Source organism: Pseudomonas sp. FG86 (assembly GCF_057808775.1).
Window position 1 is genome coordinate 232,610 of the sequence record NZ_JBMDIS010000001.1, and the last position, 24,978, is coordinate 257,587.

Consider the following 24,978-nt stretch of genomic DNA (forward strand, 5'->3'; position numbering starts at 1 on the left):
GCAGCAAAGACCCTGCAAGCTCGGTCAAACCCCTAATAACGGAATGTTCAGGAGGGTCGGATGGTGCAGTTGTGTTCAATCGAGCAAGCAGTTGACGACGTACTGGCACGCTTGCCGGCGCATATCCACATGGGCATGCCCTTGGGACTGGGCAAGCCGAACCTGTTCGCCAATGCGCTGTACCGGCGTATCGCCAAGCTGCCGGAGCGGGCGCTGACGATCTACACCGCGCTGAGCCTGGGCCGTCCGGCCTTGGGCGATGGCTTGCAGAAGCGCTTTCTCGAACCCTTTATCGAGCGGGTGTTTGGCGATTACCCCGAGCTGGATTTTCTCGCCGACCTGCACAAGGACAGTCTGCCGGCGAATATCCACGTGCAGCAGTTTTTCATGCAGCCTGGCAGCTTGCTCCACAGCACCTCGGCGCAGCAGGATTACGTGAGTAGCAACTACAGCCATGCCGCACGCGACATCAATGCCGCCGGCCTCAACCTGGTGGCGCAGTTGGTGGCCAGCAGCGCCGAACACCCCGATCGCCTGAGCCTGAGCTGCAACCCCGACATCACCCTCGACCTGTTGCCGATGATCGCCAAGCGTCGCGCCGCAGGGGAAACCATTCTGGTGGTTGGCCAGGTCCACAGCGATTTGCCCTACATGCCTGGCGATGCCGAGCTGGGCATGGACGAGTTCGACTACCTGCTCGATGAAAAGGACAGCACCACCTTATTCTCCACGCCGAACATGCCCGTGGGGTTCCAGGATCACTTTATCGGCCTGCACGCCAGCACCCTGGTGCGTGATGGGGGAACCTTGCAGATCGGCATCGGCTCGATGGGCGATGCGCTGACGGCCGCGCTATTGGCGCGCCAGGCCGACAACGAAGCCTATCGCTTGCTGCTGACGGACCTGGATGTGTACCAGTGGGCGCCACTGATCAGTCGTGAGGGGGGTGTCGATCCCTTCGCCCGCGGTCTTTACGGCTGTAGCGAAATGTTCGTCAACGGTCTGCTGGTGCTGGCGGATGCGGGAATTGTGCGACGCAAGGTCTACCCCGATGTGGCAACCCAGGCACAAGCCAATGCCGGGCTCCTTGACGACGCGGCACAACCCGACGGTGTCTCGATCCACGGCGGCTTCTTCCTCGGGCCGCGCAGTTTTTACCAGCGCTTGCAGGAGATGACCTACGCCAAGCGCCAGGCATTCAACATGACCCGCATCAGCTACATCAACGAGCTGTACGGGCAGGAAGAGCTCAAGCGTTTACAGCGCCTGGATGCGCGGTTTATCAACAGCGCGATTGCGGTGACATTGCTCGGTGCCGGGGTTGCCGACCAACTGGAAGGTGGTCACGTGCTCAGCGGCGTGGGCGGGCAGTACAACTTTGTTGCCCAGGGCCATGCGCTGGAAGGCGCGCGATCGATCCTGATCCTGCGCAGTTGGCGCGAGGCGGGGGGCGAGGTCAGTTCCAATATTGTCTGGGAGTACGGCCATTGCACCATCCCACGGCACCTGCGGGATATCGTCATCACTGAATACGGCATTGCCGACCTGCGTGGGCAGACCGATGCCAAGGTGATCGAGGCGTTGCTCAACGTTACCGACTCACGCTTCCAGGCCGACTTGATCGAGCAGGCGCAAAAGGCCGGCAAGTTGCCCAAGGATTTCCAACTGGACCCACGCTTCAGCGACAACACGCCGGAGCGGCTCCAAGGTATCCAGGCGCGGCATCGCCGACTGTTTCCGGAATATCCGCTGGGTACTGATTTCACCGATGAGGAGCGGGATCTGTTGCGCGCGTTGAACTGGCTCAAGAGCAAATTCAAACTGACGGAGATTCTGGAGTTGGGCAAGGCGGCGCTGGATGCACCGGAGCCGGAGGCGTTTCCTGAACATCTGGTGCGGATGCGGTTGGATAAGCCGGAGGGTTTGAAGGAGGACCTCTACCAGCGTTTGTTGCTTGCCGGCCTCCAGGCTACCGCGCACTAAAAACCAACACAAAACCAAATGTGGGAGGGGGCTTGCCCCCGATAGCGGTGTATCAGTCACCAAATGTGTTGGCTGACCCACTGCTATCGGGGGCAAGCCCCCTCCCACATTTTGATCTGTGCTCACCTGGCATTTGCTGTGTAGCAAATTACTCGATGAAGGTAACGACGCCACCTTCCAGCGACTGCACACGCGCCAGCGACTCAACCCGATAACCCTGCGCATCCAGCTCCGCCCGACCGCCTTGGAACGATTTCTCGATCACAATCCCCAAGCCCGCAACGGTCGCGCCGGCCTGCTTGATGATCGAGATCAGGGCCTGGGAGGCCTTACCGTTGGCCAGGAAGTCATCGATGATCAGCACGCGGTCACTGCTGGTCAGGTGGCGTGGCGAGATTGCCACGGTGCTTTCTACTTTTTTGGTGAAGGAATACACCGTTGCCGACAGCAGGTTTTCGGTGAGGGTCAGGGATTGCTGCTTACGGGCGAAAATCACCGGCACGCCGAGGTTCAGGCCGGTCATGATCGCTGGGGCAATCCCTGATGCTTCGATGGTGACGATCTTGGTGATGCCCGAGTCCTTGAACAACGCGGCGAACTCATCGCCGATCAGCTTCATCAGCGCGGGGTCGATCTGGTGGTTCAGAAAGGCGTCGACCTTGAGTACCTGATCGGAAAGCACGATGCCTTCTTCGCGAATTTTCTTGTGCAGTGCTTCCACGGAAAGCTTCCTCTAATGGCGCGTTGTGCGCCGAAAGTAGATTGAAAAGTAGTCGATTCTAGCGCTTTAACATCGCGCGTATATCCGCCAGGGCGGTGTTGCCGCGAACGGCCTTCACCTCGGTCGGGGTGTCGTCATTGCCTTCCCAGGCCAGGTCGTCCGGCGGCAGTTCATCCAGGAACCGGCTGGGGGCACAATCGATGATTTCGCCGTATTGCTTGCGCTTGGCGGCAAAGGTGAAGGCCAGGGTCTGACGCGCGCGCGTAATGCCCACGTAGGCCAGGCGTCGTTCTTCCTCGATGGTGTCGGCTTCGATGCTGGAGCGATGGGGGAGGATTTCCTCTTCCATGCCCATGATGAACACGTAGGGGAATTCCAGGCCCTTGGATGCATGCAAGGTCATCATCTGTACCCCTTCGGCGCCGTCTTCCTCTTCCTGCTGGCGTTCGAGCATGTCGCGCAGCACCAGCTTGCCGATGGCGTCTTCGACGGTCATTTCGCCGTCTTCGTCTTTTTCCAGGGTGTTCTTCAGCGCTTCGATCAGGAACCAGACGTTGCCCATGCGGTAATCCGCGGCCTTGTCGCTGGAGCTGTTGGTGCGCAGCCAGTTTTCATAGTCGATGTCCATGACCATGCTGCGCAGGGCGCTGATCGGGTCTTCGCCGGCGCACTGTTCGCGCACTTTGTCCATGAAGCGCTTGAAGCGCGACAGGCGATCGGTGAAGCGCGTGTCCAGGTGTTCGCCCAGGCCGATTTCGTCGGTGGCGGCGTACATCGAGATCTTGCGTTCGGTGGCGTAGTTGCCGAGCTTTTCCAGGGTGGTGGAACCAATCTCGCGGCGCGGCACGTTGATGACGCGCAGGAAAGCATTGTCGTCGTCCGGGTTCACGATCAGGCGGAAGTAGGCCATCAGGTCCTTGACTTCCTGGCGTCCGAAAAAGCTGTTGCCGCCCGACAGGCGATACGGCACCTGGTGGTGCTGCAATTTCAGTTCGATCAGCTTGGCCTGGTAGTTGCCGCGATAGAGGATCGCGAAATCGCTGTAGGGCCGGTCGGTGCGCAGGTGCAGGCTGAGGATCTCCACGGCCACGCGCTCGGCTTCGGCGTCCTCGTTGCGGCAGCGGATCACGCGGATCTCGTCGCCGTGGCCCATCTCGCTCCACAGTTGTTTTTCAAACTCGTGGGGGTTGTTGGAGATCAGCACGTTGGCGCAACGCAGGATTCGGCTGGTGGAGCGATAGTTCTGCTCCAGCATCACCACTTTCAGGGACGGGTAGTCGTCCTTGAGCAGCATCAGGTTTTCCGGGCGGGCACCGCGCCAGGCGTAGATCGACTGGTCGTCGTCGCCGACCACGGTGAACTGGTTGCGCGTGCCGATCAGCAACTTCACCAGCAGGTACTGGCTGGCGTTGGTGTCCTGGTATTCGTCCACCAGCAGGTAGCGCACCTTGTTCTGCCACTTTTCGAGGATGTCGGCGTGTTCCTGGAACAGCTTGACCGGCAACAGGATCAGGTCGTCGAAGTCCACGGCGTTGAACGCCTTGAGCGTGCGCTGGTAGTGGGTGTAGACGATGGCGGCAGTCTGCTCCTTGGGGTTGCGCGCGTTTTCCAGGGCTTCGGCGGGCAGGATCAGGTCGTTTTTCCAGGCGCCGATCATGTTCTTGATCTCGTCGACGCCGTCGTCGCCCGCGTATTCCTTCTGCATGATGTCGGTCATCAGGGCTTTGACGTCGGTCTCGTCAAAGATCGAAAAGCCCGGTTTGTAGCCCAGCCGCACATGCTCCTTGCGGATGATGTTCAGGCCCAGGTTGTGGAAGGTGCACACGGTGAGGCCACGGCCTTCGCCACCCTTTAGCAGGGTGCCGACACGCTCTTTCATTTCCCGCGCCGCCTTGTTGGTAAAGGTCATGGCGACGATGTACTGGGCGCGGATGCCGCACTGCTGGATCAGGTGCGCGATCTTGCGGGTGATCACGCTGGTCTTGCCGGAGCCTGCACCGGCGAGCACCAATAGAGGGCCGCCGACGTAGTTCACGGCTTCTTGCTGCCGGGGATTGAGTCGGGACATACGGAATTTCAGGAGTCGTTGTTCAAAAGGGCGGGCATTTTAACAGGCTGGCAAGATTCTGCTGCCCTGGATCGACGGTGTGACGTACCACTCGATCTAAATTTGCCGGTTTTGATACTTTGCCGCAGGATGTGTGTGTATTTATACGAATGTTTACAGTCTGCGCATTTGATAACCCCTATCGTTGGTGATTATCAGACCGCACGTCATAATGCCCACCGCCATCGATATTTTGCAGAGTCTAGGGAGCTAGCTTGTCTACGCCTGTCGAACCCTTGCGTTTGCTGCTACTGGCCGATGAGCCAGCGTGGGCAGCGTTGTTGCGCGAGTGCCTGGCGCCGATGGGCGATGGGGCTGTGCTGATCAGCGCACCCAACTGGGACTCGGTGAGTCGTCTATTCGATGACGACCACACTGCCGTGCTGTTGACCACGCCCTGCCTGCAACCCGGCCCTGGGCGTTGCAGCCTGCCGTGCGTGTTGTTGCTGGAGGAGGAGCCTCTGGTTGCGCCACTGGGGGTCAGTGACTGGCTGGTCCGTCATGCCCTGGACGCCGACACCCTGCGCCGCTGCCTGCGCCATGTGCGCGAGCGTGGCCTGTTGGAAAACACCCTGCAACGCCTGGCCGAACAGGACCCGCTCACAGGCATCGCCAACCGCCAGGGTTTCCAGACCCTGCTGGCTGCGCGCCTGGCTGAGAACGACGGCCGCGGCCTGGCCCTCGGTCATTTGGACCTCGATAACTTCCGCCATGCCAACGATGCCCTCGGTCACCAGGCCGGCGACCGACTGATCCTGCAAGTGGTCTCGCGGCTCAAGAGCCAGCTTGAGGCCGGCGACCAACTGGCGCGCCTGGGCAGCGACGAGTTCGCGTTGCTGATCGACACCCGTCGCGCTCCTCAGCGTGCCGAATGGATGGCCGAACGCATCACCGAAGTCATGGCCGAGCCTTATTGGGTGGACGGCGAAAGCCTGCTGATCGGTTGCAGCCTGGGCGTGGCGCACGCCCGTGCTCGCGCGGGCGCCGACCCGCTGATGTGGCATGCCCACATCGCCATGCAGCAGGCCAAGAGTACCCAGGGCTGCACGTTTCATATCTTCAACGAACGTATCAACCGCAACGCCCGCAGCCTGGCCGACCTGGAAAGCGAACTGCGGCGCGCCTTGCGCCGTGACGAGCTGGAGCTGCACTACCAGCCGCGCCTGGACCTGGACGACGGGCATATCGTCGGCCTGGAAGCCTTGGTGCGCTGGCGCCACGGTGAGCGCGGCCTGTTGCCGCCCAGCGAGTTCGTGCCCTTGGCCGAACAGAGTGGCCTGATCGTACCGCTGGGCTACTGGGTGATCGCCCGTGCCCTGCGTGACATGCAAGACCTGCGCGAACGTGGCCTGCCGGCATTGCACATGGCGGTCAATCTGTCGTTTCGCCAGTTCCAGGACAGTCAGTTGCTCTCGACCCTGAGCCGACTGATTGCGGAGTGCGGTGTGGATGCGCAATGGCTTGAATTCGAACTGACGGAAACCGCTGTCATGCGGCGCAGTGACCTGGTCAAGCAGACCATGGATGCCCTTGGCCGCCTCGGTGTGCGGTTTTCCCTGGATGACTTCGGCACCGGCTTTTCGTCGTTCGTGCACCTCAACAGCCTGCCGATTGCCTTGTTGAAGATCGACAAGAGCTTTGTCGGTGGAATGGAGGAGCGGGAAGAGAACCGCAAGCTGGTGCACGCGATGATCAACCTGGCGCACAACCTGAATCTTGAAGTGGTGGCCGAAGGTGTCGAAACCCCGGAACAGCTTGCGCTCTTGCGCTTGTTCGGTTGCGATCAGGCCCAGGGTTACCTGATCAGCAAGCCGCTGCCGTTGCCCGAGTTGGTGGAATACCTGACGTTCGGGAAAAGCCAGCAGGCGTTGCTGGGTTGAGCAGGGTTTTTATTCTGTCTGTACGGTCTGAAATGCTGGCTGTGTTTCAGGCTCCTGGCGAATCATGCGTTTCATTTTTGCCTCAAACGCCCACGTCAGGCTGACGGCCGCGCAGGCCAGGCCCAGCGCCAAGCCCCACCATACGCCAGTCGGCCCCCAGCCCAAGGTGAAGGCCATCAACCAGGCGGAGGGCGCGCCGATCAACCAGTAGCAGCCAAGCCCCACCAGGAACGTGGTCTTGGCGTCTTTGAGCCCGCGGATACAGCCCATGGCGATGGTCTGCACGCCGTCGAACAGCTCGAACCAGGCGGCGACGGCCAGCAGGCTGACAGCCAGCACGATGACATCGTGAAACGCCGGGTCGTTATGGTCGAGGAACAGTCCGATCAGCGGGTCTGAAAACAGCCAAAACACCAGGGCAAACCCCAGCATCACCACTGCGCCAAAGCCGATGCCGACTCGGCCAGCCATGCGCGCCTGCAGCAGTTGGGCGGCGCCATAATGCTGGCCGATGCGCATGGTCACCGCGTAGGACAACCCCGCCGGAACCATGAATGCCACCGAAACTATCTGCAGGGCAATCTGATGCGCCGCCAATTGCGTACTGCCCATGGTGCCCATGCACAGTGCGGCGAAGGCAAACAGCCCGACTTCCACTGCATAAGTACCGCCAATCGGCAGGCCCAGGCGCCACAGCTCGCGCAGGTATTGAGTGTTGAGACGCAGCAGGCCGCTGCTTAGCGGGTAGGCCGCATACGCCCGGTTGCTGCGGATGTACCACATCAGCGCCAGTGCCATGCTGTTGGCGACGATCGCCGTGACCAGGCCGATGCCCATCAAGCCAAGTTTCGGCAAGCCGAACATGCCTTCGATCAAGGCATGGTTGAGCAAGTAGTTGACCACCGTGCCGCCGAGGCTGATCACCATGACCGGTGTGGCCTTGCCGATGGCGCTGGTAAAACCGCGCAGCGCCATGAAACTCAGGTAGCCGGGCAGGGCGAACGGTAGGATCGTCAGGAATTGCCCCGCCGAATGCACGTTGGTTTCGGTTTGGCCGAACATCAACAGCACCGGCTTGAGGTTCCACAGCAGCAAGGCCGCCACCAGCGCCATCAGCCACGCGAGCCATAGCCCGGCCTGGGTCAGGCGCGTGGCGCCTTCGATATCGCCCGCGCCGTGGCGGATGGCAACCAGGGTGCCCACGGCGGCAATCACGCCGATGCAAAAAATCGCTACGAACGAATACGTCGCCGCGCCGAGGCCGCCGCCGGCCAGGGCTTCAGGGCTCAGGCGCGCCATCATCAGGGTGTCGGTCAGCACCATCAGCATGTGCGCCAACTGGGAGGCAATCAACGGCCCTGACAACCGCAGAATGGCCCAGAGTTCGGTACGTGCCGGATGCCGCATGATCATCACGCTCAGAAAGTCAGAGAATTGGGGAGGGGTTGATTCTCGGCGCTCTCAGCCCATTGCACAAAGGGATAAAAGCGATCGTTTGCATGATTAAAACTCATGCCTGATTGATTCTGGTAGGGTTTGCCCATTGCGCTGTCGGAGCTTTCCCTATGTCTCGTCGTCTTCCTCCGCTGTATGCCTTGCGGGCCTTTGAAGCCGCATCGCGGCACAACTCCTTCACCCGCGCCGCTGAAGAACTGTCGATTACGCAAAGCGCAGTGAGCCGGCACATCCGCACCCTGGAAGAGCACTTCGCCTGCCGCCTGTTCCAGCGCAGCGGCCGTAACCTGCAGCTCACCGAAGCCGCGCGCCTGCTGTTGCCTGGTGTGCGCGAGGGATTTGCCGCGCTGGAACGGGCCTGTCATACCCTCAATGCCGAAGACGACATCCTGCGTATGAAAGCGCCGTCCACCTTGACCATGCGCTGGCTGCTGGCGCGCCTGAGTCGCTTCCGGCATTTGCAGCCGGGCAACGAGGTGCAACTGACCAGCGCATGGATGAGCGTGGATGAAGTGGACTTCAATCAGGAGCCATTCGATTGCGCGGTGTTGTTGAGCGATGGGCATTTTCCGGCGGATTGGGAGGCCAGCTACCTGTTCCCGGAGTTATTGATTCCGGTGGGTGCGCCGAACCTGTTGAGTGACGGTCCCTGGGATGTGAACCGCCTGGCCACCGCCGAGTTGCTGCACCCCACGCCCGACCGTCGGGACTGGCGCAGTTGGCTGGAGCGCATGGGCCTGGCTTCCCAGGTGTCGCTCAAGGGTGGGCAGGTGTTCGATACCCTGGAACTGGGCATGATCGCCGCCGCGCGCGGCTACGGGGTGTCCATGGGCGATTTACTGATGGTGGCCGAGGACGTCGCCCAGGGACGGCTGAGCCTGCCGTGGCCAACGGCTGTCGCCAGTGGTGAAAGTTACTATCTGGTGTGGCCGAAAACCCGCCCGGGTGGCGAGCGCTTGCGTCGGCTGGCGGAGTTTCTGCAGGGCGAAGTGCAGGCGATGGTGCTGCCAGCAGTCGAGCGTCTCGATTGAATCGCTTCAGCGCTTTCTCGCAACCGTTTGCGTGATACCCCTGTGAATAGCTCAAGTATTGCCCAAGCCCGCCGAAGTAGGGGTGTTGGAACTATCGTGCACCAACGTTACCCACCAGATAATTCGCCGAGCAGCGCTATGAGATCAGGATGATCCTGGCCTCGGCCAGGAGCTGTCATGTCTCAACCTCGTGCCCGGATCGCTTCCCAGTTAGGTCTTGCATTAGCCGTGATTCTGGCTGTCGTTATCAGCGGCAGCACTGTTTTCGCCTTGCGTTCCCTTGACTCCGCCAACCTCGACACCCGCGAGGAGCACTTGGCCAGCGAGGCGCGCTTGCTTGCCGACCAACTCAATACCTTTCACAGCACCTTGCGCGAGAGCACTCAGCGTTTGAGCGGGCTGTTTGAAAAGCGTTTCGGCGCGGGTTTGAGCGTGCACGGTGATCAGCAGATGGCTGTGGCTGGCGTACAGACCCCGGCCCTCTACCTGGGCAGTGACCTGTTGAACAATGATTTCGATGAGGTCGATGAATTCAAGGACACCTCCGGCGGCGTGGCCACCGTGTTTGTGCGCAGCGGCGAAGACTTTATCCGCATCAGCACCTCCCTGACCAAACAGGATGGCAGCCGCGCCATCGGTACGGCCCTGGACCACCAGCACCCGGCCTATCAGCGACTGCTCGCGGGGCAGAGTTATGTCGGCCGCGCCGTGTTGTTCGAACGTTCCTACATGACCCAGTACACGCCCGTGCGTGACGCGGCTGGCAAAGTTATCGCGGTGTTGTTTGTCGGCTTCGACTACACCGACGCGCAGAACGCGCAGTTCGACAACCTCAAGCGCTTCCGCATCGGCCAGACCGGTTCACTGGCCCTGTTGGATGAACAGAAACGCTGGCTGGTGCCACCCGCTGGCGTGCAGGCGCTGGATCAAGCGGTTCCGGTGATGCTGGACCTGGCCAAGACCCCAGGCAAGGGCCGCTTCTGGAGCGACAAGAACGAAGATTTCTACAGCGTCTCGGTGCCGTTCGAGGGCGGCCCGTGGTCGGTGGTTGCGAGCATGCCCAAGGCCGAGATTCGCTCGGTGACCTGGGGCGTCGGTATTCGCCTGGTGATCGGCAGTGTGCTGGCGATGCTGCTGGCGGTGGGGGCAACGGTCTGGTTGTTGCGCAGCAAGCTGGCCCCCTTGAGTGACCTGGTACGCCAGGCCGAAGCCCTGGGCGCGGGTGACTTGAGCGTACGCCTCAATGTGTCCAGCCATGACGAGATCGGCCAACTGGCACGCAGCTTCAACCAGATGGGGGAAGCGCTGTCGACCATGGTTTCGCATATCCGCAAGGCGGCTGAAGAGGTCAACGGCCGTGCCCAGGCACTGTCCGGGTTATCCGGCGGCGCCTATGAAGGCATGGAGCAGCAGTCTGGCGAGATCACCAGCATGGCCGGCGCGGTCGAAGAGTTCAGCGCCACCTCACTGAATATCGCTGACAACATGGGCAATACCGAACGCCTGGCCCAGGAAAATGCCCAGCAGACCCGTATCGGGCGCACGTCCATGCAAGAGGCGTCGTCGTCCCTGGAGCATATCGCGACCGCGCTGAACAGCACTGCCACCGTCATCAACACCCTGGGCCAGCGCTCCCAGGAAATTGGCGGCATCGTCGGGGTGATCACCGCGATTGCCGAACAGACCAACCTGCTGGCACTGAACGCCGCCATTGAAGCCGCCCGCGCCGGTGAACAAGGCCGTGGCTTTGCGGTGGTGGCCGATGAAGTGCGCAACCTGGCGTCGCGCACCCGCCAGGCGACCGACGAAATTTCCGGGATGATCCAGAGCATCCAGCAGGAAACCGGCAACGCCATCAGCACCATGGAACACGGCAATGCACTGATGCAGGAAGGCCTGGCGCGTAATGCCGACGTGGCTTCGGCGCTGGCGCGGATCGACGAGCAAAGCCGCTCGGCCGGTCAGCAGTTTGCTGCGATCACCACCGCCACCCAGGAACAGAGCAGCACGGCGACCTTGCTGAGCAGCAACTTGCAGAGCATTGCGCTGGCCAACAGCGAGCAGCGTGAGGTGGTGTCCAACCTGGCCATTACCGCCAAGGAACTGGAGACGCTGGCGGCAAGCTTGCGGCACGAGGTGGATCGTTTTCGTTGAAGGCGGCCCAGGGCGTGTGTCTAGCGGGTCTTGAGCGCGTTAGCCAGGCGCAGCATGGCGATTTCGATTTCATGGGCGGTCAAGGACGAGTAGCCCAATAGCCAGCCCTGTTTCTGTGCGGTGCCGGCGTATAGCCGACTCAGGCCGGACAGTTGCACACCCGCGCTGGCGGCCTTGTGGATGGTTTTTTCTTCCGACCAACCCTCATGGAGCACGCAGGGAATTTGCAGCCCGCCTTGGGGGCGGCATGCCGTGACCACGCCGCCCAGGTGCTTGCCGATGGCATCGAGCATGACGGTTTGGCGCCCGGCGTAGAGTTTGCGCATTGCGCGCACATGGGCGTTGTAATGACCGTCCTCCATAAAACGCGCCAGGGTCAATTGCAGGAGTTGAGGCGTGTGGCCGTCCATCATGCTGCGAGCATAGGTGAAGGCTTTGACCAGCGCAGGGGGCAGCACCATGTAGCCCATGCGCAGCCCGGGGAAGAGGGTCTTGCTGAAGGTACCGAGGTAAAGCGTGCGCTGGTACTTGTCCAAGCCCTGTACACAGGCCGTGGGTTTGCCGTCGTAGTGGAACTCGCTGTCGTAGTCATCTTCGATGACCCATTTGCCTTTTTCCGCCGCCCAGTTGATCAGCTCAAGCCGCCGTTCCAGTGTCAGCGTGGCGCCGGTCGGGTATTGATGGGAGGGCGTGACATACACGCAGTGGGCGCCGCTGCGGTCGGCGTGCAGCAGGTCGGTGCGGATGCCCGATTCATCGACATCGATGGGCACGACCTTGGCCTCGGCGGTTTCAAAAGCCTTCCTGGCGCCGTAGTAGCCCGGGTTTTCCAGCAGGATCGGCTGGCCGACGTCCACCAGCAACTGCGCGCATAGAAAAAGCGCCTGGCGCGTGCTGCTCAGCACCAGGATCTGGTCGGGCGAACACTGGGCGCCGCGTTCAAGGTTCAAATACGTAGCGATGGCTTTGCGCAACGGCTCGGCCCCTTGCGGGTCGCCGTGCAACAGCACGCTGCTGCGAGAGTCCCTCATCACCTGACGTTGCAGGCGTTCCCAGACGTCGGTGGGAAAGGAGCGGGTTTCAGGCAGGCCCGTGGCGAAGGCTTTGATCACCTGCTGGTCGTTTACGCCACCGCTGTCGAGGATCATCCGTCCGCGCTGGCTCAAGCCGGTGCCGAGGGGCGCGAGACTGCTTTTGCCTGCCTGCGCCTTGATACGGCGGCCGGACCCGCCGCGCAATTCGGTGCCGAGGGCCTCGCACACATAACTGCCGGAGCCCTCGCGCCGCGCGATAAAGCCATCGCGCTGCAACTGCACGTAGGCGTTCTCCACCGTATCGCGTGCGATCCCCAATGACTTGGCCAACACCCGCGTCGCGGGCAGCTTCAGGCCGGGCGCCAGTGCCCCGTCGAGGATCAACGCCCGCAGCGCGCGTTGAATTCGCTGGTGCAGGCCCAACCCCTGGAGCTGCACATCGTCAAGGCGCATTTTCAGGGTTTCAAGCTCGAACGTTTTCGCCATGCGGTCTGCCTTTCCTCGAAGAATTGGCCGGTAATGGCAGGCCAGTCTATCCGTAGACTTGGACCCGAGCCACAGCCTTCACGTTGGCGGACAACCCACTGCGTGAGGCTCAATTTCTCGTATGGCAAGGAGCAATGCCCTCATGTCTTCTTCGATATCGTCGTCTTCGCTGCGCCCACGCGACCTGTTTCACCCCCTGGTAGCCGGTCTGATTTCAGTCATCGTCAATTATGGCGGTACGTTCATCCTGGTGTTCCAGGCCGCCAAGGTGGCCGGGCTCAGCGCGGAGCTGACCGCTTCGTGGGTCTGGTCGGTGTCGATCGGTGTTGGGGTGACGGGGCTGGCTCTCAGTTGGGTGAGTCGTGAGCCGATCATCACCGCGTGGTCGACTCCCGCGGCGGCGTTTCTGATCGTCGCATTGTCGACCACGCCTTATGCCGAGGCGGTCGGTGCGTACATCATTTCGGCCGTGGCATTTGTGCTGCTCGGGTTGTCCGGCTGCTTTGAAAAAGTCATTCGGTTGATTCCGCCAGGCATTGCGGCCGCCATGCTGGCCGGCATTCTGCTGCAGTTCGGGATCGGCGCATTCAGTGGCATGAGCCTGGACCCTGCCCTGGTGGGGTTGCTGATTGCCGCTTACGTTGGGTTCAAGCGGTTTACCGCGCGCTACGCGGTCGTCGGAATTCTGGTGCTCGGGCTGGTATTGCTGCTGGTGCAAGGGCGAGTGGATCTATCGGGATTGTCCCTGCAATGGGCCGCGCCGGTTTTCACCCAGCCTGAATTCTCCGTCAATGCGCTGCTCAGTGTGGCATTGCCGCTGTTCCTGATCACCCTCACGGGCCAGTACATGCCGGGCATGCTGGTGTTGCGCAATGATGGCTTCAAGACCAGCGCCAACCCCATCCTGGCAGTGACCGGGCTGGGCTCGCTGTTGATGGCGCCATTCGGCTCGCACGCGTTCAACATCGCGGCCATCACGGCGGCCATCTGCACGGGCAAGGAAGCCTCGGAAGACCCGTCCAAACGTTGGCTCGCGGGTGTTGCCGCTGGGGTGTTCTATATCCTTGTAGGGGTGTTCGGGGTGACGTTGGCCGCCGTATTCATGGCGTTCCCGTCGGCGTTTATCACCACGTTGGCCGGCTTGGCGCTGTTGGGCACCATTGGCACCAGCCTGGCCAACGCCATGGCGGACACCCGATCCCGTGAAGCTGCGCTGATCACCTTTCTGGCCTGCGCCGCAAACATCACCCTGCTGGGGATCGGTGGAGCGTTTTGGGGGTTGTTGATCGGATTGGCCGCGTATGTGCTGCTGAACGGCCGCTTGCCCCGTCGCCGGGCGACTGTGGCGCCGGTCTCCGAGGCGGTGGTGACGGCGAAGGGAGCGGCCCAATGATGCGCGCCAATCAGCCGTTAACGACCTACAGGTGCGTGAGCGCGTGGTTGCGCTGTGCCGCCGTCGCCCGGTGTATCGCCGAGGGGTGTTTCTAGCCGTTTGCGCCGTCGACTTGGCTGGAGGCCGAGGGCCGGTATTGCAGTGCTTCGGCAATGTGGTTGCGGCCGATAGTGTCTGCGCGCTCCAGGTCCGCCAGGGTACGGGCGACCTTGAGCAGGCGGTGGGCGGCTCGAAGGGACAGGGTCAAGCGCTCGCAGGCGCTTTCCAGCCAGGCTTCATCCGGCTTGGACAGCGCGCAATGCTGGCGCAACCCAGAGAGATCTAGGAACGCATTGGCGCAACCCTGGCGCTGCTGTTGATGCTCTCGAGCCTGGGCGACCAGCGCGGAGGCGGTGGATGTGTCGCCGCCGGGCTGTGGGGTCGGGTTCAGCGCGGTGATTTCGCGGGCGACCGTCAAGTGCAGGTCGATCCGGTCCAGCAAGGGCCCGGAGAGTTTGTTGCGATAGCGTTGGATTTGCTCGGGCGTGCAACGGCATCGGTTGCAGGGCGCGCCCATATAACCGCAGGGGCAGGGGTTCATCGCCGCCACCAGTTGGAAGCGCGCGGGGAAGCGCACTCGGTCACGGGCGCGGGAAATCACGATGTGCCCCGACTCCAGTGGCTCGCGCAAGACCTCCAGCACCTTGCGATCAAACTCCGGGAGTTCATCCAGGAACAGCACTCCATGATGGGCCAGGGTGATTTCCCCCGGCTGCGGTTTCGATCCGCCGCCCACCAGTGCCGGACTGGAGGCTGAATGGTGTGGCTGGCGAAACGGCCGGTGGGGCCAATGGCTCAGCGGTGCCAGGCTGACCACGGATTGAATCGCCGCCACTTCCAGTGCTTCCTGTTCACTCAATGGCGGCAGCAACCCGGGCAGGCGGCTGGCGAGCAAGGTCTTGCCGGTACCTGGTGGCCCGCTGAACAGCAGGTTATGTGCGCCCGCTGCTGCAATCAGCAGTGCGCGCTTGGCTGACAGCTGGCCCTGAACTTCACTCAGGTCCGGGTAGGGTTTGTTCGAATACAGCAACCCGTCAGACTTGTAGGGCTCAATCGGTGCATGCCCATTCAGGTGTGCCACCACCTGCAGCAGGTGATCCACGGCAATGACCTTCAGCCCGGATGCCAGGCACGCTTCCTCGGCATTCGCCCGCGGCACTATCACGGTGCGCCCGGCCTTGCGCGCCGCCAATGCGGCGGGCAATACGCCTTTTACCGCCCGCACCTCGCCGGACAACGCCAACTCCCCCAGGCACTCCACGTCATCCAGCATCAACGCCGGCACCTGCACACTCGCCGCCAGGATCCCCAGGGCGATCGCCAGATCAAAGCGCCCACCGTCCTTGGGCAGGTCGGCGGGCGCGAGGTTGAGGGTGATACGGCGGGAAGGATATTGCAGCGCTGAGTTGAGGATGGCACTGCGTACGCGATCCTTGCTTTCCTTGACCGCGGTTTCTGGCAGCCCCACCAGGGTGAGCGACGGCAACCCGTTGGCCATATGCACTTCGACGGTGACGGCAGGGGCTTCGACGCCGACCTGGGCGCGGCTGTGGACGATGGCGAGGGACATGCTCGTTCCTTGAAAGAGGTGGCCGCTTCCTGCGGTTTTTCAAGGGTAGACGAGGTGGGGAAGAGCGAGGCGGGGAGGTTTTACAGAACGTATCCAGAACAAAAGGTAGAGCAAATGTGGGAGGGAGCAAGCCCCTTCCCACACTGATCGCATTTATTCCGCAGGAGGGTTCAACCGCGCTTCCAGCTCTGCAACTTTCGCCTCCAGGCTCTCCAAGCGCGCACGGGTGCGGGCAAGTACGACCATCTGGCTATCGAATTCTTCCCGGCTCACCAGGTCCAGCTTGCTGAAGCCGCTTTGCAGCAACGCCTTGAACTGGCTTTCGATTTCATTGCGGGGCAGCGGGGTGTCGCCGCTGAACAGGCGAGAGGCGTGGCCGCTCAGGGCGTCGAGGAGGTCTTTGGGCGCGAGCATGGGAAATATTCCGGAAAACTGTTGGCGGGCAGTGTATCACGCAGCGTCTATAGTCATTTCCACGGCCGCAGGCGCACGCTTTTCGCGCATGGGGGCGGGCGTCTGCGCACTGTTTTCGTGCGCAATGGCACCGCCAAAAAGCCTCGCAGGTGGGCGTAGCGGAGCAAAGGACTGATTTCAGTGATTTTTACGGAGCTGGCAAGGTTTCTGCTTAGACGATCATGACCCATGCACTGATGCAGTCGCTGTGACGAATGCAGTGCGCCGACGGATCAGGGGTACAGGTTTCGTCACCAGTGGTTCGCTGGCGTTGCAACGGCAACTGCTCTTGCGACGACGCGTTACAAAGCCAGGCACTGCGCTTAGACTTGAGACGGGTTTGTTTTCCTGGGGCAAGTCCACCAATTCGGGAGAGAGTTTTCATGAAGCTAGTCACTGCCATCATCAAGCCGTTCAAGTTGGACGATGTACGCGAGTCGTTGTCCGAGATCGGCGTGCAGGGCATTACCGTTACTGAGGTCAAAGGCTTCGGTCGGCAGAAGGGTCACACCGAGCTGTATCGCGGCGCGGAATACGTGGTCGATTTCCTGCCGAAGGTGAAGATTGATGTCGCCATTGACGACAAGGATCTTGACCGGGTTATCGAGGCGATAACCAAGGCCGCCAACACCGGCAAGATTGGTGACGGCAAGATCTTCGTGGTCAATCTGGAACAGGCTATTCGCATCCGTACCGGCGAAACCGATACCGACGCAATCTAAGCCGCCAAACCCCAACGCCCCAGGAGAAAACAATATGACTCTGCGTAAATTCGCAGGGCTCGGAGCCCTGTTGTCCATCGTAATGCCAAGCCTGGCCATGGCGGCAGACGAAGTGGCGGCTCCAGTCCTCAATTCCGGCGACACGGCGTGGATGCTCACATCCACCGCGCTGGTGCTGTTCATGACCATTCCCGGCCTGGCCTTGTTCTACGGCGGCATGGTGCGCTCCAAGAACATTCTTTCCGTGATGATGCAGTGCTTCGCCATTACCGGCTTGATCACCATCCTGTGGTTCGTCTACGGCTACAGCATGGCGTTCGACACCACGGGTATGGAAGCAGGCGTCGTCAACTTCAACTCCTTTGTGGGCGGCTTGTCCAAGCTGTTCCTGTCGGGTGTGACCCCTGCCAGCATCACCGGCCCGGCGGCGCTGTTCCCTGAGGCGGTGTTCGTCACCTTCCAGATGACCTTTGCGATCATCACTCCGGCGCTCATCGTCGGCGCCTTCGCCGAGCGTATGAAGTTCTCCGCGATGCTGATCTTCATGGGCGTCTGGTTCACCCTGGTCTACGCACCGATTGCCCACATGGTCTGGGGCGGTCCGGGTTCGTTGCTGGGTGACTGGGGCGTGCTGGACTTCGCTGGCGGTACCGTGGTGCACATCAACGCCGGTGTGGCCGGTCTGGTCGCGTGCCTGGTCCTCGGCAAGCGTAAAGGTTTCCCAACCACGCCAATGGCGCCACACAACCTGGGTTACACCCTGGTGGGTGCGGCCATGCTGTGGGTGGGCTGGTTCGGCTTCAACGCCGGTTCCGCTGCTGCGGCCAACGGTACTGCCGGTATGGCAATGCTGGTGACCCAGATCGCTACTGCTGCCGCTGCGCTGGGCTGGATGTTCGCCGAGTGGCTCACCCACGGTAAGCCAAGTGCCCTGGGCATCGCCTCGGGTGTGGTGGCGGGCCTTGTGGCAATTACGCCGGCAGCCGGCACTGTGGGCCCGATGGGCGCGCTGATCATCGGCCTGGCGGCGGGTGTGGTGTGCTTCTTCTGCGCGACGACCCTGAAACGCAAACTGGGCTACGACGATTCCCTGGACGCCTTCGGTGTTCACGGTATCGGCGGTATCCTCGGCGCAATCCTCACCGGTGTGTTTGCAGCGCCGGCACTGGGTGGCTTCGGCACCGTGACTGATGTGGCGGCCCAAGTCTGGATTCAGTGCAAAGGCGTCGGCTTCACCGTGATCTATACGGCTATTGTGACCTTCATCATCCTCAAGGTGCTGGACATGGTCATGGGCCTGCGGGTTACCGAAGAAGAAGAGGCTGTCGGCCTCGACTTGGCGCAACACAACGAACGCGGCTACAACTTGTAAGTACGCAAAAAAAAGATGCCCGGCTTGCCGGGCATTTTTTTGCCTGGTGTTTGTCAGTCATAACAAGCTGTACCGGTTTTAGCGCAAAGTTTGTGATGGCGCGCACACGGTACTTGTAAGCGTGCGAATGTCTTACAGCCATGTAGGCGTATTCGGCACTTTGTTTTTTCCCAGAGCGCGCTAGAATGCGCGCCGATGGGCGGAGAACTGTATGTGGCAACAGACCCTGATTACCTTGCGGGCCAAGCCCCGGGGTTTTCACCTGGTAACCGATGAGTTGCTTGCCGGCTTGCCTGAGTTGAAGGCATGCCGCGTGGGCCTGTTGCACCTGTGGCTGCAGCATACCTCGGCTTCGTTGACCATCAACGAGAATGCCGATCCGGCGGTTCGTCGTGACTTCGAGCGTTTCTTCAACTCGCTGGTGCCGCAAGGGCGTGCGGGGTTTGAACACAACGACGAAGGCCCGGACGATCTGCCGGCGCACTTCAAGGCCAGTCTCCTGGGCTGCCAGCTGAGTTTGCCGGTCAAGGCCGGCCGCTTGGCGATGGGGACCTGGCAAGGTGTTTATCTGGGCGAGCACCGTGATCATGGTGGTGCTCGTAAAGTCCTCGCCACCTTGCACGGTGATGGGGCATAAGCCACTGGTTATCCGGTGGATGTTGATTTTTTTCCGGCGACCTCGACAGAGGGTGAGGCTGGGCTATAACTAATCTGCTTTTCGCAAGTCATGAGGTAGAACATGAGCGACGATGATCTGGAAAACGACGAACTGGAAGTAGGTGACGAAGACGACACCGAAGAAGGCCTTGAAGCGGCGGCGGAAGACGTTGCCGACGACGATGGCGGTGACGATGTTCCTGTTCCGGCTGCCAAGGGCAAGGCGAAGGCTGCTGTTTCGGTAGACGAATTGCCGAGCGTTGAAGCCAAGAACAAAGAACGCGATGCGCTGGCCCGCGCGATGGAAGAGTTCCTCGCTAAAGGCGGCAAGGTGGTTGAAGTCGAGCCCAACGTGGTTGCAGATCCGCCCAAGAAGCCTGACAACAAGTATGGCAGCCGGCCTATCTAAGGCCCGCCGCATGCCTGTATGAAAAAGCCCGCCGTCGCTGCGGGCTTTTTCATGCTTGCTGATTTATTTGAGCTTTGTGGAGATCCAAATGTGGGAGGGGGCTTGCCCCTCCCACATTTGGATCTCCAGTGCTACTGCCACTTGCGGAGTAATTCCGGCAGCTCCGTGAGGCTACGAATCTCCGCGTCGGGGCGTTTATCTGCTTCCCATGCCTTGGCGTTGGGGTTGAACCACACCGCCCGCAGCCCCGCCTGCTGCGCCCCGGCAATGTCGTCCCCGGGGTGATCGCCAACATGCACCGCCGCACTGGCATCCACTCCGCCGCGCTGCAGCGCTTCCTGAAACAAGCGCGCATCCGGCTTGGCGATCCCAATATCTTCGGCACGCAGCGCAAAGTGGAAGTAGTCCGCCAGGCCCACACGCTGCACATCGGCATTGCCATTAGTGATCACACCCAGCAGAAAGTGCTGGCGCAGCGCTTGCAGCATCGGCTCGGCTTCGGGGAAGGGCGTGAGCTGATGGCGGGCGTGAATGAACGCTTCGAAACACACATCGGCCATTTCGGTGGCCTGAGGCTGTGGATAACCGGCCTCTTCAAACGCATGCATCAACACTCGATGGCGCAGGACGCTGATGCGGTGCTTGAGTTCGGGATGACGTTGCAGCACTTGCTGGCGCAGGCTGGCGAAGTGCTCCAGGGGCAAGTCGCCGACCTTGGAGGCATGGGTGGCCAGCCATTCGCGCATTGACGCCTCGGCGCTGACGATGACGGGGACGTTGTCCCAGAGGGTGTCGTCCAGGTCGAAAGTGATCAGCTTGATACTCATGAGTCGCCGCCCTTGATACGTTTGGCCCGTGGATGGGCACTGTCATACACCGTTGCCAGGTGTTGGAAGTCCAGGTGGGTGTAGATCTGCGTGGTCTTGATATCGGAGTGGCCGAGCAGTTCCTGTACTGCGCGCAGGTCCTGGGATGATTCCAGCAGATGGCTGGCGAAGGAGTGCCGCAGCATATGCGGGTGCAGGTTTTGCCCCAGTTCGCGTTCGCCCGCCGCCTTGACCCGTACCTGGATGGCCCGTGGCCCCAGGCGCCGACCTTGCTGGCTGACAAACACCGCATCATCGGCCGGGTTGGTGAGGGCGCGCAGCGGCAACCACAGTTGCAGGGCTTCCCGGGCCTTCCTGCCCACTGGCAACACGCGGGTCTTGCTGCCTTTGCCGAGCACTTGCACGAGGCCGTCCGCCAGGTCCAGTTGGTTGAGGTTCAGCCCCGTCAGCTCCGATAGGCGCAGGCCCGAAGAATAGAACAGTTCGAGGATCGCCTGGTCGCGATGGGCCAGGAAGTCGTCCTCGACCGCGCCGTCGAGCAGTTGCAGGGCTCGGTCGGTGTCGAGGGTCTTGGGCAGGCGCCGCTCGCCCTTGGGTGGGGCCAGGCCGTTGGCTGGGTCGTGATCGCACAGGCCTTCGCGGTTGAGGTAGTGGTAGAGGCCGCGCACCGCCGACAGCAACCGGGCCAGGCTGCGTGAGGATTGGCCTTGCTGGTGCAGGCGCGCGATCAGGCTGCGCAGGCCCTGGATATCCAGGGCTTTCCAGCTGGCGATCTGGTGTTTCTCGCAGTAGGCCAGGACCTTGTTCAGGTCCCGTCGGTAGGCTTCCAGGGTGTGGGGCGACACCTGGCGCTCGCTGCGCAGGTGAGCGCAGTAGGCGTCCAGTTGCCGTTCCATGGCTAGCGCACCGCGCGCAGGGCGGTAGTGAAACGCGGCAACACGCGGCCCAGGACTTCGGCGATGTAGGTCAGGAACAGGGTGCCCACCGAGCTCTTGTAGTGCGCAGGATCACGGCTGGCGATGGCCAGTACGCCGTGCAGGCCCTGGTGGCTGAGGGCCACGACGGCGGTGGAGCCGATCTGTTGGCGTTGTTCAGCGCCAAACAGGAAGTCCAGTTCGTGCTCGCGCAAGGTGCCGCTGATGGTCTTGCCTTCGGAGAGCAGGCCGCCGATCGCGGTCTGTGCTTCGCTGCCGCTGACCCAGCGTCCCACCGGCATCGGGTTGTCGCTGAAGAGGATCAAGCTGACAAAGGGCACCTGGAAATCCTGGCGCAGGCTGTCTTCCACGGCGATCACCGTTTCTTCCAGGCTGGTGGCGTCCATCAGGGTCAGGATCAGGCGGCGGGTCTTGTCGAACAGGCGGTCGTTATCGCGGGCCACGTCCATCAGGTGCGAGAGCCGATGGCGCATTTCTATGTTGCGCTCGCGCAGGATCTTCATCTGCCGCTCCACCAGTGACACGGTATCGCCGCGCTGGTGGGGGATGCGCAAGGCCGGCAACAGTTCTTCATGCTCAACGAAGAAGTCCGGATGAGCCTCAAGGTACGCCGCGACAGCGGCGGCCTCCAGGCTTTCGCTCGGGGATGCTTGTGCGGGTACTTGAGGCTTATCGGTCATTTGCTTGGCTCACTCATAGACGGACCTGTCCTTCGTATACGCGCGTGGCCGGCCCGGTCATCATCACCGGGTGGCCGGGACCTGCCCATTCGATGGACAGGCGTCCACCTGGCAGGTCGATCAGCAGCGGCGAATCCATCCACCCCTGGCTGATTGCGGCTACGGCAGCGGCGCAGGCGCCGGTGCCGCAGGCCTGGGTTTCGCCGGCGCCGCGTTCCCACACACGCAATTGCGCGCGGGAACGGTCGATCACCTGCAGGAAGCCCACATTGACCCGTGCCGGAAAGCGCGGGTGGTGTTCGATCTTCGGCCCCAGTTCATGCACGGGGGCATTGTTGATGTCGTTGACCCGCAGTACTGCATGGGGGTTGCCCATGGACACTGCGGCGATGTCGACGGCCTTGCCTTCAACGTCCAGCGTGTAACTCGTAGCCTGCTCGCTGGCCTGGAACGGAATGTCCGCCGGCACCAGGCGCGGTGCACCCATGTTGACGCTGATCTGGCCGTCGCTGCGGACATCCAGTTCGATCACGCCGCTCTTGGTCTCGACGCGAATCTGCCGCTTGGCGGTCAGGCGCTTGTCCAGCACAAAGCGCGCGAAGCAGCGGGCGCCGTTACCGCATTGTTCCACCTCGGAGCCGTCGGAGTTAAAGATCCGGTAACGGAAATCCACCTCCGGGTTGCTCGGCGCCTCAACGATCAGCAACTGGTCGAAGCCGATGCCGGTATGACGGTCGCCCCACTGTTTAGCGTGCTTGGGCAGGATGTGCGCGTGCTGGCTGACCAGGTCAAGGACCATGAAGTCATTGCCCAGTCCGTGCATCTTGGTAAAACGCAGCAGCATGGCTTACTCCGGCAGCAGGCTTTCGCCAGCATACAACTCGGCTACCGTCTCGCGGCGACGCACTTCAAACGCTTGATCACCGTCCACCAGCACCTCGGCGGTACGCCCGCGGGTGTTGTAGTTGGAACTCATGACAAACCCGTAGGCACCGGCCGAATGAATGGCCAGCAGGTCGCCTTCTTCCAGGGCCAGTTGACGATCCTTGGCCAGGAAGTCGCCGGTTTCGCAGATCGGGCCGACGATGTCATAGGCGCGGGCTTCACTGTCGCGAGGCGTTACGGCGGTGACATCCATCCAGGCCTGGTACAGCGCCGGGCGGATCAGGTCGTTCATCGCGGCATCGACGATCGCAAAATCCTTGTGCTCGGTGTGCTTGAGGTACTCGACCTGGGTCAGCAGCACGCCGGCGTTGGCCACGATATAGCGGCCTGGTTCGAACAACAGCGCCAGGTCGCGGCCGCCGATATGTTCACGCACGGCGGCAATGTAGTCGGCAATCAGCGGAGGCTCTTCATCGCGATAACGCACACCCACGCCGCCACCGAGGTCGATGTGGCGCAGGTAGATGCCGCACTCGGCCAGGCGATCGGTCAGCGCCAGCAGGCGGTCCAGGGCATCAAGGAACGGGGGCAGGCTGGTCAGTTGCGAGCCGATATGGCAGTCGACGCCCAGTACTTCCAGGTTCGGCAGTTGGGCGGCACGGATGTACACGTCCTCGGCGTCGGCGATGGCGATGCCGAACTTGTTCTCTTTGAGACCGGTGGAAATGTACGGGTGGGTGCCGGCATCGACGTCCGGGTTGACGCGCAGTGAGATCGGCGCGCGAACGCCCATTTCGGCGGCGACGACCTGCAGGCGCTCCAGCTCGTCGGTGGATTCGACGTTGAAGCAATGCACGCCGACTTCCAGGGCACGACGCATGTCTTCGCGGCTCTTGCCGACGCCGGAGAACACAATCTTGTCAGCCTGGCCGCCTGCGGCCAGAACACGTTCCAATTCGCCACGGGACACGATGTCGAAACCAGCGCCCAGGCGCGCCAGGACATTGAGTACACCGAGGTTGGAGTTGGCCTTCACCGCATAGCACACCAAGTGCGGCACGCCGTCCAGCGGATCGGTGAACGAGCGGTATTGCGCTTCGATGTGCGCGCGCGAGTACACATAGGTCGGGGTGCCAAAGCGTTCGGCAATCGCGGACAGCGCCACGCCCTCCGCGAACAGCTCGCCGTCCCGGTAGTTAAAAGCGTCCATGATTTACCCTTAGTAAGTGTCGTGCTTGTGCGCTTTTTGCGACGATTGCGCCTGTTCATTCGGGTCTTTGCTGTCATCAGGCAGGTACAGCGGGCCTTTTTGACCACAGGCACTAACGAGGCAGGCGACCGCGACGAGCGCAGCAAGGGAAGAGATCAGGCGCTTCATGGCGAAATCCTTGAATATGCATTAATTGCGCCCGAGTATACCGACCACCTGCCAGCTTGCCTATGCGCTGGAATACCCGTCCGGCGGGGCTTTGCTGAGTGGGTTGAGAAACGGGCTACGCTGGCGGGGGATATTTCATGCCGTCAGTTGTGATGAAATCGGTATCCTTTGCAATCGGCGGGGCTCGCCCGTATCGTGCGCCGCTCGAGCAAAACCAGACACTTTTGAGGTTGCCACAATGAGTTTGACCGAAGCCCGTTTTCACGACCTGGTGGATTCGACCCAGCAGGCGCTGGAAGATATTTTCGACGACAGCGGCCTGGATGTGGACCTGGAAAACTCGGCCGGGGTGCTGACCGTCAAGTTCGAGAACGGCACTCAACTGATCTTCAGTCGCCAGGAACCGTTGCGCCAACTGTGGCTGGCGGCGCGTTCCGGTGGTTTTCACTTCGAGTACAACGAAGAAGACCGCAATTGGCAGTGCGATACCAGCGATGAGCTGCTCAGCGAAATGCTTGCGCGCCTCACGCAGGAGCAGGCGGGCATCGAGTTGAGTTTCGATGAGCTGAACCCCGACGAGAACTGATCGTGACCGAGCCTGCACCTGTACGTCCGCCGAAGCCGCTGTTCAGCAATGTGAGCCCGGCCGTGCCGTCACCTTGTATCAGTTTGTGTCGGCTGGACGAGGAGAAAGTTTGCCTTGGCTGTTTCCGCCATGTGGAAGACATCCGTGAATGGCGCTCTGCCGACGATCAGCGGCGGCGGGTGATCGTGGCCCAGGCCGAGCAGCGCAAGGCAGCGCCTTGA

At 61.6% G+C, this 24,978-nt stretch carries 23 protein-coding genes; 11 read left to right on the forward strand and 12 right to left on the reverse strand.

The window, feature by feature from the left end; genetic code table 11:
* Positions 1 to 60: 60 nt before the first annotated feature.
* A complete protein-coding gene (locus ACODSV_RS01035; protein ID WP_150055497.1) occupies positions 61 to 1,983 on the forward strand; it encodes an acetyl-CoA hydrolase/transferase C-terminal domain-containing protein in 1,923 nt (640 codons plus the stop codon).
* 148 nt (positions 1,984 to 2,131) lie between these two features.
* Here the strand turns inward: ACODSV_RS01035 and ACODSV_RS01040 are convergent, their stop codons facing one another.
* Both ACODSV_RS01040 and rep read right to left on the reverse strand, forming a co-directional pair.
* Complete coding sequence (locus tag ACODSV_RS01040) at positions 2,132 to 2,704, reverse strand: xanthine phosphoribosyltransferase (RefSeq protein WP_024078079.1); 573 nt, start codon at positions 2,702 to 2,704, stop codon at positions 2,132 to 2,134.
* Between the two features lie 58 nt (positions 2,705 to 2,762).
* Positions 2,763 to 4,772 (reverse strand): DNA helicase Rep, encoded by a 2,010-nt coding sequence (gene rep / locus ACODSV_RS01045; RefSeq protein ID WP_024078078.1) that lies wholly within the window; start codon positions 4,770 to 4,772, stop codon positions 2,763 to 2,765.
* A gap of 254 nt (positions 4,773 to 5,026) precedes the next feature.
* On the opposite strand from rep, the gene ACODSV_RS01050 reads away from it, so the two are divergent.
* The gene (locus tag ACODSV_RS01050; RefSeq protein WP_024078077.1) at positions 5,027 to 6,691 is read left to right on the forward strand and encodes a putative bifunctional diguanylate cyclase/phosphodiesterase; all 1,665 of its coding nucleotides are present in this window, start codon (positions 5,027 to 5,029) and stop codon (positions 6,689 to 6,691) included.
* A 9-nt stretch (positions 6,692 to 6,700) separates the two neighbouring features.
* On the opposite strand, the gene ACODSV_RS01055 is transcribed toward ACODSV_RS01050, so the two are convergent.
* A complete protein-coding gene (locus ACODSV_RS01055; RefSeq protein ID WP_150054423.1) occupies positions 6,701 to 8,104 on the reverse strand; it encodes a NorM family multidrug efflux MATE transporter in 1,404 nt (467 codons plus the stop codon).
* Positions 8,105 to 8,256: 152 nt separating this feature from the next.
* Here ACODSV_RS01055 and ACODSV_RS01060 point away from each other — a divergent pair, with 152 nt between their 5' ends.
* Both ACODSV_RS01060 and ACODSV_RS01065 read left to right on the forward strand, forming a co-directional pair.
* On the forward strand, positions 8,257 to 9,177 hold the full coding sequence (locus ACODSV_RS01060; RefSeq protein ID WP_150054424.1) for a LysR substrate-binding domain-containing protein: 921 nt from the start codon (positions 8,257 to 8,259) through the stop codon (positions 9,175 to 9,177).
* A 177-nt stretch (positions 9,178 to 9,354) separates the two neighbouring features.
* Entirely contained in the window at positions 9,355 to 11,331 is a 1,977-nt protein-coding gene (locus ACODSV_RS01065) for a methyl-accepting chemotaxis protein (protein ID WP_024078074.1), read from the forward strand.
* Positions 11,332 to 11,351: 20 nt separating this feature from the next.
* Here ACODSV_RS01065 and pdxR read toward each other — a convergent pair whose 3' ends face one another.
* Positions 11,352 to 12,851: a MocR-like pyridoxine biosynthesis transcription factor PdxR gene (gene pdxR, locus ACODSV_RS01070; protein ID WP_150054425.1), complete on the reverse strand. Its 1,500-nt coding sequence runs from the start codon at positions 12,849 to 12,851 to the stop codon at positions 11,352 to 11,354.
* A 142-nt stretch (positions 12,852 to 12,993) separates the two neighbouring features.
* Here pdxR and ACODSV_RS01075 point away from each other — a divergent pair, with 142 nt between their 5' ends.
* Positions 12,994 to 14,244: a benzoate/H(+) symporter BenE family transporter gene (locus ACODSV_RS01075; RefSeq protein WP_150054426.1), complete on the forward strand. Its 1,251-nt coding sequence runs from the start codon at positions 12,994 to 12,996 to the stop codon at positions 14,242 to 14,244.
* Between the two features lie 91 nt (positions 14,245 to 14,335).
* Here ACODSV_RS01075 and ACODSV_RS01080 read toward each other — a convergent pair whose 3' ends face one another.
* Positions 14,336 to 15,853 (reverse strand): YifB family Mg chelatase-like AAA ATPase, encoded by a 1,518-nt coding sequence (locus ACODSV_RS01080; RefSeq protein WP_150054427.1) that lies wholly within the window; start codon positions 15,851 to 15,853, stop codon positions 14,336 to 14,338.
* Positions 15,854 to 16,006: 153 nt separating this feature from the next.
* Positions 16,007 to 16,267: an accessory factor UbiK family protein gene (locus ACODSV_RS01085; protein ID WP_010567183.1), complete on the reverse strand. Its 261-nt coding sequence runs from the start codon at positions 16,265 to 16,267 to the stop codon at positions 16,007 to 16,009.
* A 422-nt stretch (positions 16,268 to 16,689) separates the two neighbouring features.
* Here ACODSV_RS01085 and glnK point away from each other — a divergent pair, with 422 nt between their 5' ends.
* From glnK to sutA, 4 genes are all read left to right on the forward strand, one after another.
* Positions 16,690 to 17,028, forward strand: a complete 339-nt coding sequence (glnK, locus tag ACODSV_RS01090; RefSeq protein WP_002555808.1) for a P-II family nitrogen regulator — start codon at positions 16,690 to 16,692, stop codon at positions 17,026 to 17,028.
* A gap of 34 nt (positions 17,029 to 17,062) precedes the next feature.
* Entirely contained in the window at positions 17,063 to 18,400 is a 1,338-nt protein-coding gene (locus tag ACODSV_RS01095) for an ammonium transporter (protein WP_024078070.1), read from the forward strand.
* A 211-nt stretch (positions 18,401 to 18,611) separates the two neighbouring features.
* Positions 18,612 to 19,037 (forward strand): secondary thiamine-phosphate synthase enzyme YjbQ, encoded by a 426-nt coding sequence (locus tag ACODSV_RS01100; protein ID WP_017845176.1) that lies wholly within the window; start codon positions 18,612 to 18,614, stop codon positions 19,035 to 19,037.
* A gap of 102 nt (positions 19,038 to 19,139) precedes the next feature.
* Positions 19,140 to 19,466 carry a transcriptional regulator SutA gene (gene sutA / locus ACODSV_RS01105; protein WP_010567186.1) on the forward strand — a complete coding sequence of 109 codons (327 nt, stop codon included), beginning with the start codon at positions 19,140 to 19,142 and terminating at the stop codon, positions 19,464 to 19,466.
* A gap of 131 nt (positions 19,467 to 19,597) precedes the next feature.
* Here the strand turns inward: sutA and ACODSV_RS01110 are convergent, their stop codons facing one another.
* Genes ACODSV_RS01110 through lptM form a run of 6 tightly spaced genes read right to left on the reverse strand, consistent with a single transcriptional unit; the run spans position 19,598 to position 24,171 of the window.
* Positions 19,598 to 20,293 (reverse strand): HAD family hydrolase, encoded by a 696-nt coding sequence (locus tag ACODSV_RS01110; RefSeq protein WP_069077279.1) that lies wholly within the window; start codon positions 20,291 to 20,293, stop codon positions 19,598 to 19,600.
* Positions 20,290 to 21,189 (reverse strand): tyrosine recombinase XerC, encoded by a 900-nt coding sequence (xerC, locus tag ACODSV_RS01115; RefSeq protein ID WP_150054182.1) that lies wholly within the window; start codon positions 21,187 to 21,189, stop codon positions 20,290 to 20,292. The genes ACODSV_RS01110 and xerC overlap by 4 nt, the downstream gene beginning before the upstream one ends.
* Positions 21,190 to 21,191: 2 nt before the next feature.
* A complete protein-coding gene (locus ACODSV_RS01120) occupies positions 21,192 to 21,908 on the reverse strand; it encodes a DUF484 family protein (RefSeq protein WP_024078067.1) in 717 nt (238 codons plus the stop codon).
* A 13-nt stretch (positions 21,909 to 21,921) separates the two neighbouring features.
* The gene (gene dapF / locus ACODSV_RS01125) at positions 21,922 to 22,752 is read right to left on the reverse strand and encodes a diaminopimelate epimerase (RefSeq protein ID WP_024078066.1); all 831 of its coding nucleotides are present in this window, start codon (positions 22,750 to 22,752) and stop codon (positions 21,922 to 21,924) included.
* A gap of 3 nt (positions 22,753 to 22,755) precedes the next feature.
* On the reverse strand, positions 22,756 to 24,003 hold the full coding sequence (lysA, locus tag ACODSV_RS01130) for a diaminopimelate decarboxylase (RefSeq protein ID WP_024078065.1): 1,248 nt from the start codon (positions 24,001 to 24,003) through the stop codon (positions 22,756 to 22,758).
* Positions 24,004 to 24,012: 9 nt separating this feature from the next.
* Positions 24,013 to 24,171, reverse strand: coding sequence for an LPS translocon maturation chaperone LptM (lptM, locus tag ACODSV_RS01135; protein ID WP_024078064.1), 159 nt, complete (start codon positions 24,169 to 24,171; stop codon positions 24,013 to 24,015).
* Between the two features lie 238 nt (positions 24,172 to 24,409).
* Here lptM and cyaY point away from each other — a divergent pair, with 238 nt between their 5' ends.
* Both cyaY and ACODSV_RS01145 read left to right on the forward strand, forming a co-directional pair.
* Positions 24,410 to 24,757 (forward strand): iron donor protein CyaY, encoded by a 348-nt coding sequence (gene cyaY / locus ACODSV_RS01140; protein WP_150054181.1) that lies wholly within the window; start codon positions 24,410 to 24,412, stop codon positions 24,755 to 24,757.
* 2 nt (positions 24,758 to 24,759) lie between these two features.
* Entirely contained in the window at positions 24,760 to 24,978 is a 219-nt protein-coding gene (locus ACODSV_RS01145) for a DUF1289 domain-containing protein (RefSeq protein ID WP_024078062.1), read from the forward strand.

Coding starts and splice junctions, on each gene's coding strand:
- ACODSV_RS01035 (WP_150055497.1), top strand. CDS start 61: ATGGTGCAGTTGTGTTCAATCGAGCAAGCAGTTGACGACGTACTGGCA.
- rep (WP_024078078.1), bottom strand. CDS start 4,772: ATGTCCCGACTCAATCCCCGGCAGCAAGAAGCCGTGAACTACGTCGGC.
- ACODSV_RS01055 (WP_150054423.1), bottom strand. CDS start 8,104: ATGATCATGCGGCATCCGGCACGTACCGAACTCTGGGCCATTCTGCGG.
- ACODSV_RS01060 (WP_150054424.1), top strand. CDS start 8,257: ATGTCTCGTCGTCTTCCTCCGCTGTATGCCTTGCGGGCCTTTGAAGCC.
- ACODSV_RS01065 (WP_024078074.1), top strand. CDS start 9,355: ATGTCTCAACCTCGTGCCCGGATCGCTTCCCAGTTAGGTCTTGCATTA.
- pdxR (WP_150054425.1), bottom strand. CDS start 12,851: ATGGCGAAAACGTTCGAGCTTGAAACCCTGAAAATGCGCCTTGACGAT.
- ACODSV_RS01075 (WP_150054426.1), top strand. CDS start 12,994: ATGTCTTCTTCGATATCGTCGTCTTCGCTGCGCCCACGCGACCTGTTT.
- ACODSV_RS01080 (WP_150054427.1), bottom strand. CDS start 15,853: ATGTCCCTCGCCATCGTCCACAGCCGCGCCCAGGTCGGCGTCGAAGCC.
- ACODSV_RS01085 (WP_010567183.1), bottom strand. CDS start 16,267: ATGCTCGCGCCCAAAGACCTCCTCGACGCCCTGAGCGGCCACGCCTCT.
- glnK (WP_002555808.1), top strand. CDS start 16,690: ATGAAGCTAGTCACTGCCATCATCAAGCCGTTCAAGTTGGACGATGTA.
- ACODSV_RS01095 (WP_024078070.1), top strand. CDS start 17,063: ATGACTCTGCGTAAATTCGCAGGGCTCGGAGCCCTGTTGTCCATCGTA.
- ACODSV_RS01100 (WP_017845176.1), top strand. CDS start 18,612: ATGTGGCAACAGACCCTGATTACCTTGCGGGCCAAGCCCCGGGGTTTT.
- sutA (WP_010567186.1), top strand. CDS start 19,140: ATGAGCGACGATGATCTGGAAAACGACGAACTGGAAGTAGGTGACGAA.
- ACODSV_RS01110 (WP_069077279.1), bottom strand. CDS start 20,293: ATGAGTATCAAGCTGATCACTTTCGACCTGGACGACACCCTCTGGGAC.
- xerC (WP_150054182.1), bottom strand. CDS start 21,189: ATGGAACGGCAACTGGACGCCTACTGCGCTCACCTGCGCAGCGAGCGC.
- ACODSV_RS01120 (WP_024078067.1), bottom strand. CDS start 21,908: ATGACCGATAAGCCTCAAGTACCCGCACAAGCATCCCCGAGCGAAAGC.
- dapF (WP_024078066.1), bottom strand. CDS start 22,752: ATGCTGCTGCGTTTTACCAAGATGCACGGACTGGGCAATGACTTCATG.
- lysA (WP_024078065.1), bottom strand. CDS start 24,003: ATGGACGCTTTTAACTACCGGGACGGCGAGCTGTTCGCGGAGGGCGTG.
- lptM (WP_024078064.1), bottom strand. CDS start 24,171: ATGAAGCGCCTGATCTCTTCCCTTGCTGCGCTCGTCGCGGTCGCCTGC.
- cyaY (WP_150054181.1), top strand. CDS start 24,410: ATGAGTTTGACCGAAGCCCGTTTTCACGACCTGGTGGATTCGACCCAG.